Origin of the sequence: Pseudomonas putida (genome assembly GCF_050990305.1) — a bacterium.
GTDB classification, from domain to species: domain Bacteria; phylum Pseudomonadota; class Gammaproteobacteria; order Pseudomonadales; family Pseudomonadaceae; genus Aquipseudomonas; species Aquipseudomonas putida_AH.
On the sequence record NZ_CP158817.1, the window covers coordinates 2,330,583 to 2,350,556 of the forward strand.

At 58.5% G+C, this 19,974-nt stretch carries 18 protein-coding genes; 6 read left to right on the forward strand and 12 right to left on the reverse strand.

From position 1 onward, the window contains the following. Positions 1–495: 495 nt before the first annotated feature. The 6 genes from ABTV22_RS10790 to ABTV22_RS10815 form a co-directional block, all read right to left on the reverse strand. Entirely contained in the window at positions 496–2,679 is a 2,184-nt protein-coding gene (locus ABTV22_RS10790) for an AAA family ATPase (protein WP_433740046.1), read from the reverse strand. Next, on the reverse strand, positions 2,676–2,948 hold the full coding sequence (locus ABTV22_RS10795; RefSeq protein ID WP_433740048.1) for a hypothetical protein: 273 nt from the start codon (positions 2,946–2,948) through the stop codon (positions 2,676–2,678). The genes ABTV22_RS10790 and ABTV22_RS10795 overlap by 4 nt, the downstream gene beginning before the upstream one ends. A gap of 117 nt (positions 2,949–3,065) precedes the next feature. After that, a complete protein-coding gene (locus tag ABTV22_RS10800) occupies positions 3,066–3,314 on the reverse strand; it encodes a helix-turn-helix transcriptional regulator (RefSeq protein WP_433740050.1) in 249 nt (82 codons plus the stop codon). Positions 3,315–3,381: 67 nt separating this feature from the next. Then, a complete protein-coding gene (locus ABTV22_RS10805; RefSeq protein ID WP_433740052.1) occupies positions 3,382–3,918 on the reverse strand; it encodes a hypothetical protein in 537 nt (178 codons plus the stop codon). Beyond that, entirely contained in the window at positions 3,915–5,159 is a 1,245-nt protein-coding gene (locus ABTV22_RS10810) for a tyrosine-type recombinase/integrase (RefSeq protein WP_433740054.1), read from the reverse strand. Before ABTV22_RS10810 ends, ABTV22_RS10805 begins: the two co-directional genes overlap by 4 nt. A gap of 297 nt (positions 5,160–5,456) precedes the next feature. Next, on the reverse strand, positions 5,457–7,292 hold the full coding sequence (locus tag ABTV22_RS10815; protein WP_433740056.1) for a sigma-54-dependent Fis family transcriptional regulator: 1,836 nt from the start codon (positions 7,290–7,292) through the stop codon (positions 5,457–5,459). Between the two features lie 372 nt (positions 7,293–7,664). Between ABTV22_RS10815 and ABTV22_RS10820 the strand changes: the two genes are divergently transcribed. The 6 genes from ABTV22_RS10820 to ABTV22_RS10845 are packed head-to-tail and all read left to right on the forward strand — an operon-like array spanning position 7,665 to position 13,619. Then, entirely contained in the window at positions 7,665–8,759 is a 1,095-nt protein-coding gene (locus tag ABTV22_RS10820) for an ABC transporter ATP-binding protein (protein ID WP_433740058.1), read from the forward strand. After that, positions 8,759–9,874, forward strand: a complete 1,116-nt coding sequence (locus ABTV22_RS10825) for an ABC transporter ATP-binding protein (RefSeq protein WP_433740060.1) — start codon at positions 8,759–8,761, stop codon at positions 9,872–9,874. Before ABTV22_RS10820 ends, ABTV22_RS10825 begins: the two co-directional genes overlap by 1 nt. Then, positions 9,871–10,737 carry a carbohydrate ABC transporter permease gene (locus ABTV22_RS10830; protein ID WP_433740062.1) on the forward strand — a complete coding sequence of 289 codons (867 nt, stop codon included), beginning with the start codon at positions 9,871–9,873 and terminating at the stop codon, positions 10,735–10,737. The genes ABTV22_RS10825 and ABTV22_RS10830 overlap by 4 nt, the downstream gene beginning before the upstream one ends. A gap of 8 nt (positions 10,738–10,745) precedes the next feature. Further along, positions 10,746–11,546 carry a carbohydrate ABC transporter permease gene (locus ABTV22_RS10835; RefSeq protein WP_433740064.1) on the forward strand — a complete coding sequence of 267 codons (801 nt, stop codon included), beginning with the start codon at positions 10,746–10,748 and terminating at the stop codon, positions 11,544–11,546. 10 nt (positions 11,547–11,556) lie between these two features. Further along, entirely contained in the window at positions 11,557–11,829 is a 273-nt protein-coding gene (locus ABTV22_RS10840) for a DUF2160 domain-containing protein (RefSeq protein ID WP_433741362.1), read from the forward strand. A gap of 47 nt (positions 11,830–11,876) precedes the next feature. After that, on the forward strand, positions 11,877–13,619 hold the full coding sequence (locus ABTV22_RS10845; RefSeq protein WP_433740066.1) for an ABC transporter substrate-binding protein: 1,743 nt from the start codon (positions 11,877–11,879) through the stop codon (positions 13,617–13,619). Between the two features lie 246 nt (positions 13,620–13,865). Here the strand turns inward: ABTV22_RS10845 and ABTV22_RS10850 are convergent, their stop codons facing one another. From ABTV22_RS10850 to nuoK, 6 genes are all read right to left on the reverse strand, one after another. Continuing rightward, entirely contained in the window at positions 13,866–14,180 is a 315-nt protein-coding gene (locus ABTV22_RS10850; protein ID WP_433740068.1) for a helix-turn-helix domain-containing protein, read from the reverse strand. Next, entirely contained in the window at positions 14,170–14,520 is a 351-nt protein-coding gene (locus tag ABTV22_RS10855) for a toxin (RefSeq protein ID WP_433740070.1), read from the reverse strand. Before ABTV22_RS10855 ends, ABTV22_RS10850 begins: the two co-directional genes overlap by 11 nt. A gap of 250 nt (positions 14,521–14,770) precedes the next feature. After that, complete coding sequence (nuoN, locus tag ABTV22_RS10860) at positions 14,771–16,234, reverse strand: NADH-quinone oxidoreductase subunit NuoN (RefSeq protein ID WP_433740071.1); 1,464 nt, start codon at positions 16,232–16,234, stop codon at positions 14,771–14,773. A 7-nt stretch (positions 16,235–16,241) separates the two neighbouring features. Next, a complete protein-coding gene (gene nuoM / locus ABTV22_RS10865) occupies positions 16,242–17,774 on the reverse strand; it encodes an NADH-quinone oxidoreductase subunit M (RefSeq protein WP_433740073.1) in 1,533 nt (510 codons plus the stop codon). A gap of 39 nt (positions 17,775–17,813) precedes the next feature. After that, positions 17,814–19,667: an NADH-quinone oxidoreductase subunit L gene (gene nuoL / locus ABTV22_RS10870; RefSeq protein WP_433740075.1), complete on the reverse strand. Its 1,854-nt coding sequence runs from the start codon at positions 19,665–19,667 to the stop codon at positions 17,814–17,816. Beyond that, complete coding sequence (nuoK, locus tag ABTV22_RS10875; protein ID WP_007946416.1) at positions 19,664–19,972, reverse strand: NADH-quinone oxidoreductase subunit NuoK; 309 nt, start codon at positions 19,970–19,972, stop codon at positions 19,664–19,666. The genes nuoL and nuoK overlap by 4 nt, the downstream gene beginning before the upstream one ends. Positions 19,973–19,974: the final 2 nt, after the last annotated feature.

Consider the following 19,974-nt stretch of genomic DNA (forward strand, 5'->3'; position numbering starts at 1 on the left):
CGATGCGGGGATGAACCGCTGGAACGCATAGCCAAGCCCCCCAAGATGGCACAGGAGCGGTTCGACGACTTGTTGGGAAAACTGCGTCAGACCGAGTGCGTGGCGGAAGCGGAAGTACGGCGCTGGATGCAACGCCGCAGAATACCCTCATGGATTATAAAAACGCTGGCGCCGTCAACACGGCGCGGCGTGGCAACAGTAGCCTTGCGGATGGACGCGCCAATACGTTGGGATCGAGTATTGCTGGCGCTGGCCGACCTTAACGCAGCAGAGGCGCGGCCAGATGGATAGCGCCAATGGGTTATTTTTACCAAAAAGTATGGGTGCGTTACATACCCCCTTATAGGGGGTATGTGTAACGTAATGCACCAGCGTTACAGGTTGCGTTACGGCTGTAACGCCCGTGCTAGGGCGGCTGGTGCGGGTATGCATTACACCCTGCGTTACGGTAACGCAAAAAGGGCTGTAACGCAGTTTGTAACGCAGCTTTTGCCCCTAAAATTTAGTCTTTTTACTTGGCCGTGGGCGGTACTCATTCCCTTGGAGCTTATCCACAATCTCCGCTTTAACTAAGCGTGCAGCTACACTAGTGTGACTCTTGATGCCTGCGTTTTTCATGGCGTCATACCACGCAGCTTGCGTCACTACTGCATCTTCGCCACCAGCGTCCCCATGAAGCTTGAACAAAATGGCTATCGCCATCTCCTTAGCGGAAAATTCTGCCAGCACTACATCCGCAGGAGTAAATGGCTCCGCTACCAGCGACGTTACTTCCACACCATCTTCGTTATAGATGCCTAATGGTATCTGTAGCGCCATCGCATTAATGCTGAAAGGCTCGCCGTCCTTCATCTTGCCAGTGGCTGGATGGGCCGTTACCTCAAACCTTCGCTCGCCCTCCAACCCAACTGGTTTGAACGCGAACACAAAGTCCATATCGTTGTAGAAATTGCCTGCTCCACGTGCGCCCTTGGTGGTGTCCTTACCGCTGTGATGAACAATGATGCTAGAGGCCCCTGCGCTTCGGCAGCACTGTTTGACTCGTCGAAGGCACTGACCAACATCGGAGGGGCTGTTCTCGTCGACACCGCCATTCAACGCTGCGAAGGTGTCAAATATCACCAGAACAGGATGCAGTTCCTGCAGTTCCACGCCGAATGCCTCCATGCAAGCATCATCTGAGAGGTCTACCCCTGCGGTTACGATGCTCAGGTTGCCGTTAAATCCCCCCAAGTGCTTCGACAGCGCCTTTACCCTTCGTGAAATACCGCCTTGCCCCTCGCCACACACAATCACCACGGGTCCTATGCGTAGCACTTTGTGACCCATGAACTCCGCCCCAGTGCAGATGCTATGCGCTAGACGCAGAACCCAGAAGGTTTTATAGCTCCCTGAGCCACCGTAGGCGGTGCCATGCGCGTCTTCTTCCAGCACTCCGTCAACGATATAGGCGGGAGCTACGCAGTGCTCCGCCAGCGTGTCCGCATTCAAGAAGGTAAACCGCAGCTTTGGCGCCGAAGCCTCCAGCTTGTAGTTCTTCCCGCCGTGCGCGTGGCTATACAGGCGCGCAGCCCCATCGGCATTGACGTAAACAACAGCGATGCGCGGGTCGTCCAAATGCTCCGCCTCAAAGGGGTCGTGGAACCTGGCCTCATGCCACATCTTACCTTCGGTCAAAATCTGATCGACAGTAACCCGCCCCCCGTCAGCGCTGACCAGTATGAAGTCCCCATTCAGAGCCCCGGTGTCGAGGGAGCGGCTCAGGCATGCCCTAGCCCGTTCCTGTTCGTCTTCAGGTAGGTGCGCAAATTTCGCCTTCAACCATTCATACCGAACCGCAGCGGCCTTATCTCGACTTTCGGCCTCGGCGCACCGCTGTAGTCGACCCAACTCGCTGTTCTCTTCGGGCGTAAGGTCGGGGATTGCCAGCTGCAAGTCCAACGCTGGGGCGTCATTGTTCATAGCCACGGGGGCGGGGCGTCGTGACTCCAGCGGTGCGATGCACACCGGGGGCGCAGCGAAGTCCAGCCTGTTGGGCTGCCACACAGACTTATCCACCAGCGTGCGCGGCATCAGCGTCCCTGCGGAACTGATATCGAAGCGTCCATACCCTGCTAGCCACAGGCGGTCGAACAAGGCAGCACCCGCACGCTCGATGTCCTTAGCGCTCGAAACCAGCACATAAAGCCGCTGGCCTCGAACGCCTGTAACCACTTCGCCGCTATCTGCGTTGTGGATGTTGCTCGAACTACTGACACCCCAGACCATTGGAGCGGCCCGCAGCCCCGGAGCCGCGCTGTAGAGCGCCGAGAGCAATCCCTCGCGTGTTAGCGGGGGTTTGCCCTCTTGCGGGTCGTAGTCCAGCATCATCCAGCCGGAGCCTTCGTTCCACTTGAAATACTCCTTAGTGCGAGCTATCTCGCCGGGGGAATCTGCCAACTTTTGCTGAGTAGTAACTTTGCAAGACACTTCAGGCGGCAGGCCAAACACTAACGCTTGATTCTCCTTCAGTGCTGGTAACAATCTTACAAAGTCGGCAGGGCTAGCAACTGGCATGTGCGCCGCCATTCCTTCCAGCATCTCACCTGCGGAGATTTTAACCGGTTCGCCATTGATGAGTTCCCATTGTTTCGTTAATCGCGCAGGGTTGGAGCTGGTCAGGACGGAGACGGTGCTCATGACAACACCACCAGCGCGAGCGAGTCGGCCTCAAGGTGAAGATGGGCAATTCGATTGAACGCTTGGTGGTAGATCTGAACACAATTCACCTGCGCGGCGTTTCGACTACCGGTGATTGTGGCGTCGGTCACTTCTAACCACTGAGGCTCAACTGCTTTCAGAATCCCGGTGTAGGTCACTGGGCCAAGCTGCATAACCACGCGCTGGCCAAAATAGCGGTCAAGCGGGCTGGCTTTGGGTTTTGCCTTGTTTAGCGAAAGCTTTTCCATTGGGTTCTCTCCCGAGAAGCCCAACCTTTAAGGGTGCTGTACGCGCCAAGGGGGTATAAAATTACAACCATATTGCTACATCCCAAGCCGCTGATCCCTTGACTGGTTGGCAGCTTTTTATTGGGGGTGATCTAGCTGATTGTTTATCCAATCCTGTACAGCAAGACTGTCCCAGCCAACGGCGTGCAGGCCAGCTATCGGTTTACCTTTTGGAAACTTACCCTCGGCTATTAGCTCATAGATCTTTGTGCGGCTGAGGCCCATGGCTTTCTGCAGGTCGTGGATGCGTAAAATTGTGCGAGGGAGTGGCGTGGTGTTCATGATTGGTGCCCCAAGTATGGCCACGGGCTGCGGCGTATAGGGCATATGCTGTGCGGTACGGCCGGTTTAAAAAATTGTGCTTCCGTTGCGGTATTGGGGTTTACCGTAGCGCTTAAGGGGTTTTACGGGGGCGGCCCCCCTTTCTGGCGTAGGCTGGTGCAGTGGGCTTGATCCAGTCCTTAATGCTCGGAAGTTTCGGTAGTTGCGTGAAGCCCTCGTGCTCCAAGCTACCTTTAACCATTGCCGCCACTTCACTTAGTCGATATTCCTGCTCGGTGTCGGCTTGCCATGCTTCGGAAGCAAGTGTTCTGGCTCGGTTCTGTGCAATCGTTTTGGCGGCGTTTAAAGGACCTAATGAGCGCTGGAATACTTGTTCTGCCTTCTTTTTGTCTACGATATGTGGCACCACCAACGTAGCGCCAAGCCTAAAGAAGCAAACTATTACCTTGGTCAGCTGCTCAAGTTGCTCGTCGGTCAGCGTATTTGCCAGTGGCGCTATGGAGTCTAATAGCTCCATCAACTGTTCTCTTCTACCTGGCTCAGTCGCGGCGTTTTCTTCCAGATACGCCAATCCCACTAGCAGGCCATATGGCCCCACGAGACCCTTGGTCTCGGGGAAGTACGCTTCCAGTGCTTCAAGCGCATTCATACCCCAACCCTCCCAAATGCGCCATGCACCACGTTCGCCGCTGGCGGGGTGGTGGCGTAGTCAGCCCACGCCTGCATTAGCTCTCGACGCTTTTCTAGCAAATTGCTTCGACTGTAGGCGGCCTCTGTCTGATCGCGTTCATCGTGTGCCAGCGCCAGCTCACAAACTTCACGCGGGTAGTGGGTGCATTCACTCGCCCATGTGCGAAAGGTGGCGCGAAAGCCGTGGGTGGTTATGTCCGGTAGCCCCATTGCGCGCAGCAGGTTGAAGGTTGCGCCAATGTGCATGACGCCAGACTTGCTGCTGGTGCCAGGAAACAGATAAGGACTGCCAGCAATGCGCGGAATGGTTTGTAGTAATGCAACTGCCTGCCGCGATAGCGGAACAGTAAACGGCTGGCGGGTTTTCATGCGCTCGGCAGGTAAGCTCCATGTGGCAGCGTCAAGATCGAACTCGTCCCAAGTGGCAAAACGTACCATTCCGGCGCGAGCAGCAGTCAAAATCAACAATTGCAACGCATTAGCATCACGCCCTTCTCTAGAGGCCAGTTTGCCCATGAATGTCGGTAGGTCACGCCAAGCCATCGCTGGATGTTTGGTCTTTTGCCTAGCGCGCTTTTTGTCTGCTCGACTTAACAAGTTGTCCAAGTGACCACGCCAGCGTGCAGGATTCTCCCCGGTCCTAAGTTTGAGCGTTTTGGCTGCATCCAGCACCCGCTCGATATGGCCGCGCAACTCATCGGCTGTTGCTGGTTTCGCGCTCCAGATCGGCTGCAGAACTCGTAGTACATGCTCCGTCTGTATTTGATCAGGTCGTAGCGTGCCCATAGTCGGGAAAGCGTAGCGTTCCATAATTGACAACCACCCTTTGCGGCGGCGTTCAGTCAGGTGTTGGCAGTGCGCCGAATGGTAATCCAGCACCAGTGATTTGAAGGTGGCGACATTTGCCTGTTCTGCTCGGCGTTGCTCTTGATGGCGCTGCTGCTCGGCTCGGCGCTCATCCAATGGGTCGCAGCCCTTCAGGATCAGTGCACGTGCCTCGGCGGCGGCCTGCCTAGCTGCTTTGAGTTTTGCAGCTGGATACGGTCCCAAGCCCATATCTCGGCGCTTGCCGTTGAGTTGGTAGCGCAACAGCCAAGATTTGTTTCCCCCGGCCTTGATTACCAGATAAAGCCCGTCACCGTCTGAGTATCTGCCCGGCTCGGTTAGGTGCTCGACTTGCTTCGGATTTAGCTCGCTCATTTATACAGCCCCACACTCAGCCCCACATTTTTACACGGGTTTTGGCGTATAGCCACATACCGCTACGCACATTATACCACCGTGTGGCCTTGTATTTACTGGGGTTTGCGCACAATTACGCATTTCGGCGTACAGATAAAAAACCCGCCTTGTGCGGGTTTTTGTTTTTGGGGTTAATGGTGTTTGCGCTGACGTCATCGCCAGCAAGCCGGCTCCTACAAAGTTGGGGCGTTCGCCGATCTTGTGTTCGACGCGACACTGTAGGAGCCGGCTTGCTGGCGATTGACTGCACAGCAGTCAGCTTTCTGATTGTCGCAACCGCTTGTAAAGGGTATTGCGGCTAACCCCCAACCGCCGCGCCAGGTGCGAGATATTCCCCCCAACCGCCTGCAACTGCCGATTCAATTCATCGGCATCATCCAGATCCACCGCCAACGGCTCTGGCGACTCCATCGGCTCCATCTCCAGATCGACAAAAAAATCATCCGGCAAATGCTCCGGCCGCACCGGTTGTTCCTCGGCCATGGCCAGCGCCACTTGCATCACGCTGCTGACCTGGCGCAAGTTGCCTGGCCACGGGTGGCGGTCGAACAATTCCATTACCTCACGACTCAAACCGGCCCATTGGCTCGGTTCGCGGTGTTGCTCCCACAAACGCTTGAACAGCGCCTGCTTGTCGCTGCGCTCCCTAAGCGGTGGCAGCTCCAGAGTCAGGCCCCCGATGCGGTAATACAGATCCTCGCGAAAACGCCCCAACTGCACCTGCTCGCGCAGGGAGCGGTTAGTCGCGGAAATGATGCGGATGTCCACCGGGAACAACTCACTGCTGCCCACCGGCTGTACGCAACGCTCCTGCAATACGCGCAACAGACGGGCCTGGGTCGGCAGTGGCATGTCGCCGATTTCGTCGAGGAACAACGTGCCTTTGTCGGCCTTGCGGATCAGGCCGATGCTGCCTTTCTGGTTGGCGCCAGTGAAGGCGCCTTTTTCGTAGCCGAACAGCTCGGACTCTACCAATTCGGCGGGGATCGCCGCGCAGTTGACGGCAATAAAGGCTTGTTTGTTGCGGGTGCTGGCTTGATGCAGGGCCTTGACGAAGACCTCCTTGCCGACCCCGGTCTCTCCATGAATCAGCAACGGGATGTCTTTTTCCAGCAAGCGCTCGGCCTGGCGCACGGCTTTTTCCACGCGGCTGTCGCCGAAGTGCAGGGTGTTGAGGTTGATGGCGGCTGGCGCCGGGACAACGGTTTCTGTGAACACGCGCGCCTGGATCGGCGCCTGCTTCGGCCGCTTCAGCAGGCACTGGAAGCGATTGCGGCCGCAGGACTGGAGGGAGAAGGGCAGGCCTTCGGGCTGATTGAGCAGTTCCAGCAGCGACACCTTGAACAGGCTCTCGACACTGACCCGTGACAAACGCACGCCCAACAGGTTGTCAGCACGGCGGTTGGCCGACAGCACCTGGCCGCTCTCATCGAAAATCAGCAACCCGGCCCACTGGCTGTCGAGGTTGTTCAGGCCGGTGTTGAAGGTCAGCTGGAAATGCTGGCCGTGGAATAGGTTGAGGATCAGCCGGTTTTCCACGGTCTGACTCATCATCTTGACCATGCCCAAGGTGTGGGACGGCGGCAGGTAGCTGTCGCTGGACACGTCCAGTACCGCGATAACCTTGCGCTCGGCATCGAAGATCGGCGCGGCGGAGCCGGTCATGAAACGGTTGGCCTTGAGAAAGTGTTCATCGTGCTCAATGTGCACGGCCTGCTCACAGGCCAGCGCGGTGCCGATGGCGTTGGTGCCGGTGCAGCGCTCCATCCAGCTGGCGCCGGCACTGAAGCCGCGGGCCAGGTTCGGCTCGATAAAACGCTGGGTGCCCCAGGACGTCAGCACTTGCCCCTGATTGTCGGCGAGCATGATCAGGCAATTGGAGTTGCTCAGGATGTTCTCGTAGTAGGGCAGCACTTCCTGGTGGGTGGTTTGCACCAATGAATGCTGGCTTTCCAGCAACTGTGCGATGCCGGCGGCGGGCAATTGATCGAAGGCCGGGGCGCTTTGATGGTTGAGGCCGAAGGCGCGGCAACGGGACCAGGAGTCCTGGATGATGGCCTCGTGGGATAACGCGGGGGCAGGTGCGGCCATTCAAGTCAGCCTCGGATTAACGCTTTTATTGTTGTTATGGGTTTGCAAGGTAATGCAGGTACACCACATACCCGTAGGAGCCGGCTTGATGGCGATGGCGATGGCGATGGCGATATCGATAACGCCATCGCCAGCAAGCCGGCTCCTACGGGCGTGCGAGAACGATCCATAGAGTGTTGTTCACTAATGTTCATTGTCAATCGCGAGGGTGTTCAGTTGTTCAGTCGCGGTTGTTCATTTGTGTTCAGCATCGAACGCGACTCATTGGTCATTTTTCATAATTTCATGCTGAATCAATGACATGTGATTTCTGGCACAGATATCGCTCTATCGCTGCGGTCGCTTGACTCCAAAAATAAAAAAGGCCGAGCCATGTCATTAACCCTGGAGCATGTCAGCCGCACCGTCGAGGGCCAGACCTGGATAGACGATGCGTGCCTCAAGTTCGAACCCGGATCATTCAACGTTTTGCTCGGGCGTACGCTGTCCGGCAAAACCAGTCTCATGCGTCTGATGGCCGGGCTGGACAAGCCTGACAGCGGTCGCATCCTGATGAATGGCGTCGATGTGACCCAACGCCCGGTGCGCCTGCGCAACGTGTCGATGGTGTATCAGCAGTTCATCAACTACCCGACCATGACCGTCTTCGAGAACATCGCCTCGCCCTTGCGCCAGGCCGGTGTGTCCAATGAGCTGATCCAGAGCAAGGTGCTGGACACCGCAAAGATGCTGCGCATCGAGAAATTTCTTCAGCGTCATCCGCTCGAGCTCTCGGGCGGCCAGCAACAACGCACGGCCATGGCCCGAGCGCTGGTCAAGGACGCCGAGCTGATCCTGTTCGACGAGCCATTGGTCAACCTCGACTACAAGTTGCGTGAAGAACTGCGCCAGGAAATGCGCGAGCTGTTCAAGGCTCATCACACCATCGCTATCTACGCCACCACCGAGCCCAACGAAGCCCTGGCGCTGGGTGGCACCACCACCATTCTTCACGAGGGCCGGGTAGTGCAGAGCGGCAGAGCGTCCGAGGTTTATCACCAGCCGCAAACGGTGCTGGCGGCCGAGCTGTTTTCCGAGCCACCGATCAACCTGATGCCGGGACGCATTGCCGGTAACGAAGTGAGTTTCGCCAATTTCGTGCACTTTCCGTTGAACGTGGATTTACGTCCGGTGGGCGAGGGCGAGTTCCGCTTCGGTGTGCGTCCCAGTCATATCTCGCTGGTGCCGAGCAACGACGATGACCTCGAACTGGCGGTGACCGTGGAAGTCGCCGAAATCAGCGGCTCGGAAACCTTCCTGCACGTGCGTAACGAGCATTTCTTGCTGGTGCTGCACTTGCCCGGCGTTCACGAATACGACGTCGATGCGCCGATTCGCATCTACATCCCGACCCATAAGCTGTTTGTGTTCGATACCCAGGGGCGCCTGGTTCAAGCGCCCGGCCGGCGTGTCGCGAGGGTTGCCTGATGGCCGAAATTCGTTTGCAGAACCTCGCCCATAGTTACACCAGCACGCCGAGCGGTCCTGAGGACTACGCGATCCGCCAGATGGACCATATCTGGGAGCAGGGTGGTGCCTACGCCTTGCTGGGTCCATCGGGCTGCGGCAAATCGACCTTGCTCAACATCATTTCCGGGCTGCTCAGCCCGTCCCAAGGGCATGTGCTGTTTGATGGCAAAGCGGTGAACAACCTGACGCCGGAAAAACGCAACATCGCCCAGGTTTTCCAGTTTCCGGTGGTCTACGACACCATGACGGTGTTCGACAACCTGGCCTTCCCACTGCGTAATCAGGGCATGGCCGAGCCGAAAATTCACACCAAGGTGCAGGAAATCGCCGAAGTCCTCGACCTGCAGAATTTACTGAGCAAAAAGGCCCGCAACCTCACCGCCGACGAAAAGCAGAAAGTCTCCATGGGCCGTGGGCTGGTGCGCGATGACGTATCGGCGATCCTGTTCGATGAGCCGCTGACAGTGATCGACCCGCACCTGAAGTGGAAGCTGCGGCGCAAGCTCAAGCAGATCCACGAGCAGTTCAACATCACCATGGTTTACGTCACCCACGATCAACTGGAAGCCTCGACTTTCGCCGACAAGATCGCGGTGATGTACGGCGGACAGATCGTGCAGTTCGGCACACCACGGGAATTGTTCGAGCGGCCGAGCCACACCTTCGTCGGCTATTTCATCGGCAGCCCCGGCATGAACCTGATCGAGGTGCAGCCGCAACCGGGCGGCGTCGGTTTCGCCTCGACCCATCTGTCGCTGTCCGACGCCATGCAAAAACGTATTGCCGAGTCCACCTGGCAAAACCTCAAGGTTGGTATCCGGCCTGAGTTCGTCCATGTGTGGGAAGAACCGTTTGATGACGCGTTACAGGCGCAAGTCGTACACGTCGAAGACCTCGGTACCTACAAGATCATGACCCTGAACCTTGATGGCGCGCCGCTGAAAGTGCGGCTGGCCGAAGACAAACCGGTGCCGCAAGGCACGGCTTACATCAGTTTTCCGGGACAGTGGCTGATGGTGTATGCCGACGAGTTTCTGCTGGAGCCACAGGCCGTTGGGGAGGTGCAGCCATGAACAAGGTGCAGAACAACAAAGCCTGGTGGCTGGTGCTGCCGGTGTTCCTGCTGGTGGCGTTCAGTGCGGTGATCCCGATGATGACCGTGGTCAACTACTCGGTGCAGGACATCTTCGACCAGTCCAGTCGCTACTTCGTCGGTGCTGATTGGTACAAACAGGTGCTGCTCGATCCACGCCTGCACGACTCGTTGCTGCGTCAGTTCATCTACTCGGCCTGCGTGTTGTTGATTGAGATCCCGCTGGGGATTGCGATTGCACTGACCATGCCGACCAAGGGCCGCTGGTCGTCGGTGGTGTTGATCGTCCTGGCGATCCCGCTGCTGATCCCGTGGAACGTGGTCGGCACCATCTGGCAGATCTTCGGTCGCGCCGATATTGGCCTGCTGGGCTCCAGCCTGAACGCCATGGGCATCAGCTACAACTATGCGGCCAACACCATGGACGCCTGGGTCACGGTGCTGGTGATGGACGTCTGGCACTGGACTTCGTTGGTGGCGCTGTTGTGTTTCTCTGGTCTGCGGGCGATTCCCGACGTGTACTACCAGGCGGCACGCATTGACCGGGCCTCGGCCTGGGCGGTGTTCCGGCACATCCAGTTGCCCAAGCTCAAGAGCGTGCTGTTGATCGCGGTGATGCTGCGCTTCATGGACAGCTTCATGATCTACACCGAGCCGTTTGTGCTGACCGGCGGCGGGCCGGGCAATGCCACGACCTTCCTCAGTCAGACCCTGACCCAGATGGCTGTAGGGCAATTCGACCTCGGGCCGGCGGCTGCATTTTCGCTGGTGTACTTCCTGATCATCCTGTTGGTGTCCTGGCTGTTCTACACGGCCATGACTCACGCTGACGCCAACCGTTGAGGTCTGCCATGAGCAAGAGAAAGCTTGTCCCATTGCTGCTTTACATCCTGTTCCTGCTGGTGCCGATCTACTGGCTGCTGAACATGTCCTTCAAGAGCAACACCGAAATCCTCGGCGGCTTGACGCTGTTTCCCGCGGATTTCACCTTGCACAACTACAAGGTGATCTTCACGGACCCAAGTTGGTACACCGGTTACCTCAACTCGCTGTACTACGTGAGCCTGAACACGGTGATCTCCCTGAGCGTGGCGCTGCCGGCGGCGTACGCGTTCTCGCGCTATCGCTTCCTGGGTGACAAACACCTGTTCTTCTGGCTGCTGACCAACCGCATGGCGCCGCCGGCGGTGTTCCTGTTGCCGTTCTTCCAGCTGTATTCCTCGATTGGCCTGTTCGACACCCACATCGCCGTGGCGTTGGCCCATTGCTTGTTCAACGTGCCGCTGGCGGTGTGGATTCTGGAGGGCTTCATGTCCGGTGTGCCGAAGGAAATTGACGAAACGGCCTACATCGACGGCTACAGTTTTCCCAAATTCTTCGTGAAGATTTTCGTCCCGCTGATCGGCTCCGGCATCGGCGTGACGGCATTTTTCTGCTTCATGTTTTCTTGGGTCGAACTGCTGTTGGCGCGAACCCTGACATCGGTGAACGCCAAACCCATCGCGGCGGTGATGACCCGCACAGTCTCGGCGTCTGGCATCGACTGGGGTGTGCTGGCGGCGGCGGGGGTGTTGACCATCCTGCCGGGCATGCTGGTGATCTGGTTTGTTCGCAACCACGTGGCCAAGGGCTTTGCCCTGGGCCGGGTATGAGGAACTGATGATGGAATGGATGAGCTGGACCGTCCCCACGGCGGCATTCTTCAGCGTGGTCGCCTTGATCCTCGTGGTCATGACCACGTGGGAGCTGCGTTCGCCGAGCATTCTTCGGCGTGGTTTCTTGCCGATAGCCACCACCCGTGGCGATCGGTTGTTCATCGGTCTTCTCGGCAGCGCCTACCTGCATCTGCTGGTAATCGGCGTGACCGACTGGAGCATCTGGATAGCGTTCGCGTTGTCCCTGGTGTGGCTGTTGGTGGTGATGTGTTGGGGCTAGTCGAATCGCTCGGCAATGTTGCTCCGAAAATTAAACAGGAGGTCTCTATGTTCGACAAAAACAATAAGCTGCGACATAGCATTTCATTGGCAGCCCTGCTGGCACTCAGCGGTTTGAGCGCTTCGGCCTGGGCCGATGCTTACGAAGAGGCTGCAAAGAAATGGATTGGAAGCGAATTCAAACCGTCCACGTTGACGGCGGATCAACAACTGGCGGAATTGAAGTGGTTCATCAAGGCGGCCGAGCCGTTTCGCGGGATGGATATCAAAGTCGTCTCGGAAACCCTGACCACCCACGAGTATGAGTCCAAGGTGCTGGCCAAGGCCTTTACCGAGATCACCGGGATCAAGGTGACCCACGACCTGCTGCAAGAAGGGGACGTCGTGGAAAAACTGCAGACCGTGATGCAGTCGGACAAGAGCATTTATGACGGCTGGGTCAACGACTCGGACTTGATCGGCACGCACTTTCGCTACGGCAAGACCGAAGCGATCACCGATCTGATGGCCAACGAAGGCAAGGACTTCACTTCGCCAACCCTGGACATCAAAGACTTCATCGGCATCTCCTTCACCACTGCGCCGGACGGCAAGATTTATCAATTACCCGACCAGCAGTTCGCCAACCTGTACTGGTTTCGCGCCGATTGGTTCGAAAAACCGGAGCTGAAAGCCAAGTTCAAGGAAAAATACGGTTACGAATTGGGCGTACCGGTGAACTGGTCGGCCTATGAAGACATTGCCAAGTTCTTCAGCGAAGACGTCAAGGAAATCGACGGTAAGCGCGTGTATGGGCACATGGACTACGGCAAGAAAGACCCGTCCCTGGGCTGGCGCTTCACCGATGCCTGGTTCTCCATGGCGGGGGGCGGCGACAAAGGTATTCCCAACGGCTTACCGGTGGACGAGTGGGGGATTCGTGTCGAGGATTGCCATCCGGTGGGCTCCAGCGTGACCCGTGGCGGCGACACCAACGGCCCGGCCGCGGTATTCGCCACCCAGAAATACGTCGACTGGCTCAAAGCCTACGCGCCACCGGAAGCGGCGGGCATGACGTTCTCTGAATCCGGTCCTGTTCCGTCCCAGGGCAACATCGCCCAGCAAATCTTCTGGTACACCGCCTTCACCGCCGACATGACCAAGCAGGGCCTGCCTGTGGTGAACGCCGATGGCACGCCGAAATGGCGCATGGCGCCTTCGCCGCGTGGACCGTACTGGGAGGAGGGCATGAAGCTGGGGTATCAGGACGTGGGATCCTGGACATTCATGAAATCCACCCCTGAGAAGCAGAAACTGGCGGCCTGGCTCTATGCGCAGTTCGTGACCTCCAAAACCGTGTCGCTGAAGAAAACCATCGTCGGCCTGACGCCGATCCGCGAGTCCGACATCAACTCGCAAGCCATGACCGACCTGGCGCCGAAACTCGGTGGCCTGGTGGAGTTTTACCGCAGCCCCGCTCGCGTGCAATGGACCCCGACCGGGACCAACGTGCCGGACTACCCACGTCTTGCGCAGCTGTGGTGGAGCCACATCGCCGAAGCCGCCAGCGGCGACAAGACCCCACAAGAGGCACTCGACGGTTTGGCCAAGGACCAGGACGCCATCATGTCCCGCCTGGAACGCTCGAAAGTGCAGAGCACCTGCGCCCCTAAAATGAACCCGGAACGCGACGCGCAATACTGGTTCGACCAGCCGGGCGCACCGAAGCCGAAACTGGCCAACGAGAAGCCTAAAGGCGAAACCGTGAGCTACAACGAACTGCTCAAGTCATGGGCGGATGCGCGTAAGTAAGTGCTTGTAATGTGAAAGGCGAACGGCACCGGAAGGTGCCGTTTTTGTTGGTGCCTGTATCACCGCCATCGCGAGCAGGCTCGCTCTCACAGGTGACCGCAGGTGTCCACAGATGTTATGTACACCGCAGGCTCACTGTGGGAGCGAGCCTGCTCGCGAAGAGGTTATTCCAGTCACCACATTTCATCAGCCGAGTAAGCATCCACTAGATCTCTTGAGCCGCGTCAGGTGCAAGACTCTCTGAATTCAGGTCAGGGCTGCGAGATGTTCGATCGTCTGTGGAAAGCGCTCGACCAGACGGATCAACGTCGTGGCTTGGGCATTGGGCGTTGCGCGCCCCTGTTCCCAGTTCTCCAGTGTTCGGGTGTTGGTACGCAGATACATCGCAAACACCGAGCGGGAGAGGTTGAGCTGCTGGCGGATGGCGATTACTTCCTCGGCAGTGATGGGCATCAGTTCTGGCAGCTGAACCTTGTGAGTTCGCAGCGTGATCTTGCCTTGGCGCTCATCGGCCAGGGATTCGAGGCCATCCATCAGTTCCGCAAAAATGTCACGTTTCATATTGGGATCTCGTTTTGATTTCTCTATTCAGCGTTTCTCTGAAAAGCTTTTTTTGTGAGGGCGACAGGTCGTCTTGCTCGTCTTTGCCATACACGGTGAACAGCCAGAATTGATTGAAGCCTGACCACCAGTAATAAATCACCCGTAAGCCACTGCGCCTGCCTTTATTTCGTCGTTGGTCGCAGAAGCGAATTTTGCGCAACCCTCCGGTGCCTTCTATGAGATCGCCCGCTTCGGGGTTCTTCAGCAATTCCAACTGAAAGCTGCGAAACAGATCGTCATCCAGGTAATCGTTTCGATGTTTCTGAAACATACGTAACTCGACAAATAGAGCATCCATATTCTGTACGCTACCTACGTATAGTTTTGTTCTTAAAATTGAATAGGTCAAGGCATCGAGGCCAACCTTTTCGTTCCCGTTTTCAACGGTAGACCCCGGTCGTAAAAACACCTGTAGGACGAGTCGACCAATCCAGCGAGAGCTTTCGGGGATTACAGAAGGGGGGCAGGGCAGCGGTAACAAATCCTACAAAAACAAAAACGGCACCCGAAGGTGCCGTTTCTGTTCACTGCGAAGAACGCTTAAGCGATCAACCCGCCAGACCCGATTGTTGAACCAGGTTCAGCAGTGGCTGTGGATACAGACCCAGGAAGAACGCCATTACGGCGATGGCCAGCAACATCACGCCGCCTGCCTTTTGCTCCCAGTGCATTTGAGCATCGTGGCGACGCAGGTTCGGTTCGATCAGGTACAGGGTGACCATGACGCGCAGGTAGTAGAACACGCCGATGGCGCTGCCCAGTACCAGGGAGCCGACCAGCCACCACTGATGCGATTCGACACCGGTGGCGATGATGTAGAACTTGCCGATGAAGCCCGCGGTCAGCGGGATACCGGCCAGGGACAGCATCATCACGGTCAGGACGGCGGTCAGGTAAGGACGGCGCCAGAACAGGCCGCGGTATTCGTACAGGGCATCCGCGTCACGACCGTTGTACGGCGAGGACATCAGGGTGATCACGCCGAAGGCGCCGAGGCTGGTGATCACGTAGGTGACCAGATACACGCCGATGGCTTCCACGGCCAGGCCCTTGCTCGCCACCAGGGCGATCAGCAGGTAACCGAAGTGGGCGATGGACGAGTAACCCAGCAGACGCTTGAGGTTGCTCTGGGTCAGGGCCAGCAGGTTACCGAACAGGATCGACGCGATGGCGATGATGGTCAGTACGTTGCTCAGCACGCCGCTGCTCGCCGCTGGCGAGATCTGGAACAGACGCACCATGACCGCGAACACGGCCACTTTCGAAGCGGTGGCCAGGAACGCGGCCACCGGTGCCGGAGCACCTTCGTACACGTCCGGGGTCCAGAGGTGGAACGGAACCAGCGACAGCTTGAAGGCCAGGCCGATCAGCATCATGCCCAGGCCCAGTTGTGCCAGGGAGCTTGGCATGCCGGTGGCCGCCAGGGCCTGGCCGATGCCGACGAAGCTCAGGGAGCCGGCATCAGCGTAGAGCAGGGCCATGCCGAACAACAGGAACGCGGAACCGGCAGCCGACAGCACCATGTACTTGATGCCGGCTTCCAGCGAACGCTTGTTGAAGAAGGCATAAGCCACCAGACCGTAGACCGGTACCGACAGCAACTCCAGGCCAACGAACAAGCCGGCCAGGTGTTGCGCGCTGACCAGTACCAGGCCACCGGCGGCGGCCATCAGGATCAGCAGGTACAGTTCTTCACGGTTGCCCGGGTAGCCCGAACCGCCATCACCGAGGTAGGCGTGGGCGAGGGTGACACAGGCGAGGGTGGCGACCAGGATCAGCGCCATGTACAGGCAGGCGAAGGTGTCGATCTGCAGCAATGGGGTCACGGCCAATGGCGCGACTTTCAGGGCTGGCAGGATCGACAGCAGTGCCAGATTCAGACCCGCCACCGACAGCAGGAAGGTCTGGGAGTGGTTGCGGCGCCAGGCGATCGCCAGCATCACCACGATGATCGTGGCGCTGGTGATCAACAGCGGCGCTAGCGCGATAAAGTGTTGAGTCGTGAATTCCATAGCGCTCTTACCGGGCCGAAGCGAGTTGAGTGAAGGCGGTGCCGAGCCACTGCTGCACGCCATGCATCGTAGCGGCAGAGGTGTCGAGGAACGGTTGCGGGTAGACGCCGATGTAGATCAGCAGCGCTGCCAGACCGACCACCATGATCATTTCGCGACCGTCCATGCCGTGCATGACCGCGTCCGACTTGGCCGGACCGAAGTACGCACGGTGGATCATGATCAGCGAGTAGACCGAACCGAACACCAGGCCCGACGTGGCGATGATGGTGACCCATGGCGCGAACGGGAAGGTGCCGATCAGGATCAGGAACTCACCGACGAAGTTACCAGTGCCCGGCAGACCCAGGGAGGCGGCTGCGAAGAACAGGCTGATGGCCGGCAGGTAAGCGATCTTCGACCACAGGCCACCCATTTCACGCATGTCGCGGGTGTGGGTGCGTTCGTACAGCTGGCCGCTCAGGATAAAGAGTGCGGCAGCGGACAGACCGTGCGCCAGCATTTGCATCACAGCGCCTTGCAGCGCCAGTTGGCTGCCGGAGTAGATGCCGATCAGTACGAAGCCCATGTGGGAAACGGACGAGAAGGCAATCAGACGCTTGATGTCGGTTTGCGCGAACGCCAGGAACGCACCGTAGAAGATCCCGATCAGACCCAGGGTCATGGCGAACGGCGCGAACTCGGCCGAGGCATTCGGGAACAGCGGCAGGGCGAAACGCAGCAGGCCGTAGGCAGCGGTTTTCAGCAAGATACCGGCCAGGTCCACGGAACCTGCGGTTGGCGCCTGGGCGTGAGCGTCAGGCAACCAGGAGTGGAACGGCACGACCGGCAGTTTCACCGCGAAGGCGATGAAGAAGCCGAGCATCAGGATGTACTCGGTGCCGGCCGACATCTTGGTTTTCAACAGGTCGGCGTAGTTGAAGGTAATCACGCCGGTGTCGTTGAAGTTGACCAGTACCAGGCCCAGGATCGCCACCAACATGATCAGGCCGGAAGCCTGAGTGAAGATGAAGAACTTGGTCGCCGCGTAGATCCGGGTTTTCTTGCCGTCCGAAGAACTGTGACCCCAGAGCGCGATGAGGAAGTACATCGGCACCAGCATCATTTCCCAGAAGAAGAAGAACATGAACAGGTCGAGGGCCAGGAACACGCCGACGACACCGCCCAGGATCCACATCAGGTTCAGGTGGAAGAAGCCCACGTGACGCTGAATCTCTTTCCAGGAGCAGAGTACCGAGAGGACACCCAGCAGGCCGGTCAGCATGATCATCAACAGCGACAGGCCGTCGAGGGCCAGGTGCACGTTGATGCCGAAGCGCTGGATCCAGACGTGCTTGAACTCAAGCGCCCAGGTCGGATCGGCGCCAGGCGCCGGGGCAAACGAATAGTCACCGTGGGCCCACAGCCAGAGGCCGAGGGCGAGCAACAGGGACATGGTGATCAGCGCAATCCAGCGGGGGAGGGTGGCGCCGAAGCGCTCACCCAGCCAGCACAGCAGGCCGCCGATGAAGGGGATCAGGATTAGCCAAGGCAGAATCATGACGGGCTCAATTCCTTTCGCAAGTTCGCAAGGTTCATATCAGACCGCTACCAGCACGACGGCGCCGATAACCAGCACGGCACCAGCAGCCATCGAGGCGGCATACCAACGCAGTTGACCTGTCTCGGTACGGCTCAGGGCGGTGTGACCACCCTTGGCCATGCGCGGGATCAGACCGATGGTCTGGTCGAGCGGGTCTTTGCGCAGGATGTGGCTGATCGCCAGGTATGGCTTGACGAACAGTTTGTCGTAGATCCAGTCGAAGCCCCAGGCAGCGAACCACCAGGTCGACAGGAAGCGACCGATGCCGCTGTTGGCGATGGCGGTCACGAAGCGACGCTTGCCGAGGAACAGCAGCGCGGCCAGCAGGATACCCGCCAGGGCGATAGCGCCCGAAGCGATTTCCAGACTGTGCTTGGCTTCGCCGCCGGCATGGCCGACGCTTTCCGGCAGTACACCGTGCAGTGGTGGAACGATCATCGCGCCGATGGCGGTGGACAATACGATCAGTACCGACAGTGGCAGCCAGTGAGCAATGCCGTGGCCGGCGTGGGCTTCGGTCTTCGCTTCACCGTGGAACGCGATGAAGATCAGGCGGAAGGTGTACAGCGAGGTCATGAACGCACCGACCAGACCGGCGTAGAGCAGGCCATGGTTGCCGCTGGCGAATGCTTCCCAGAGGATTTCGTCCTTGGAGTAGAAGCCGGCGGTCACCAGTGGCAGGGCCGCCAGGGCCGCGCCGCCGACGATGAAGCTGGCGTAGGCCAGAGGCAGTTTCTTCCACAGGCCACCCATCTTGAAGATGTCCTGCTCGTGGTGGCAGGCAACGATCACCGCACCGGAGGCAAGGAACAACAGGGCCTTGAAGAAGGCGTGGGTCATCAGGTGGAAGATCGCGCCGTCCCAGGCGCCAACGCCCAGGGCCAGGAACATGTAGCCGATCTGGCTCATGGTCGAGTAGGCGAGGATACGCTTGATGTCGGTCTGGACCAGGGCGGCGAAACCGGCCAGGACCAGGGTCACGCCACCAACGATGCCGACCAGGTGCAGGATTTCCGGCGCCAGGGTGAACAGGCCATGGGTACGGGCGATCAGGTAGACACCCGCGGTCACCATGGTTGCGGCGTGGATCAGTGCCGAAACCGGGGTAGGACCGGCCATCGCGTCCGCCAGCCAGGTTTGCAGCGGCAGTTGCGCGGATTTACCGACCGCACCGCCCAGCAGCATCAGGGTGGCCATGACCATCCAGAAGTCGCCGGCCTGGAATTTCTGCGGTGCCAGCACCAACAGTTCCTGGACGTTCAGGGTGCCCAGTTGGGCGAACAGGATGAACAGGCCGATAGCCATGAACACGTCGCCGATGCGGGTCACGATGAAGGCTTTGAGTGCGGCGTTACCGTTGTTGCGGTTGCTGTAGTAGAAACCGATCAACAGGTACGAGCACAGACCCACGCCTTCCCAGCCGAAGTACAGGAACAACAGGTTATCGCCCAGCACCAGGAACAGCATGCTGGCGATAAACAGGTTGGTGTAGGCGAAGAAGCGCGAGTAACCGGCTTCACCGCGCATGTACCAGGACGCGAACAGGTGGATCAGGAAGCCAACGCCAACCACCACACCGAGCATGGTCAGGGACAGACCATCCAGGTACAGCGCGAAGTTAGGCTTGAAGCCTTCCACCGCCATCCACTGCCACAACACCAGGGTGTAGTGGCCGCCTTCAGGTGGCGCGACGTTGAATTGCCAGATCACGTAAGCCGCGACGATGGCAGACAGGCCGACAGAGCCGACGCCGATCAGCGCCGAGAGGTTTTCCGAGAGGCGTCCACGGGAGAACGACAGCAGCAGGAAACCAATGAGAGGGAATACGAAAGTCAGATAGAGAAGATTCATCCGCGCATCTCACTGGCAGCGTCAATATCGAGCGTGTGGAAGCGGCGATACAGTTGCAGCAGGATTGCCAGGCCGATACTGGCCTCGGCGGCTGCAAGGCTGATCACCAGGATGAACATGATCTGTCCATCTGGTTGCGCCCAGCGGCTACCGGCAACGATGAACGCCAACGCGGAGGCATTCATCATGACCTCCAGGCTCATCAGCACGAAAAGGATGTTGCGGCGGACCATCAGGCCAACCAGACCGAGGCAGAACAGGATGCCGGCGACCGCCAGACCATGCTCCATGGGGATAGCAGGCATCG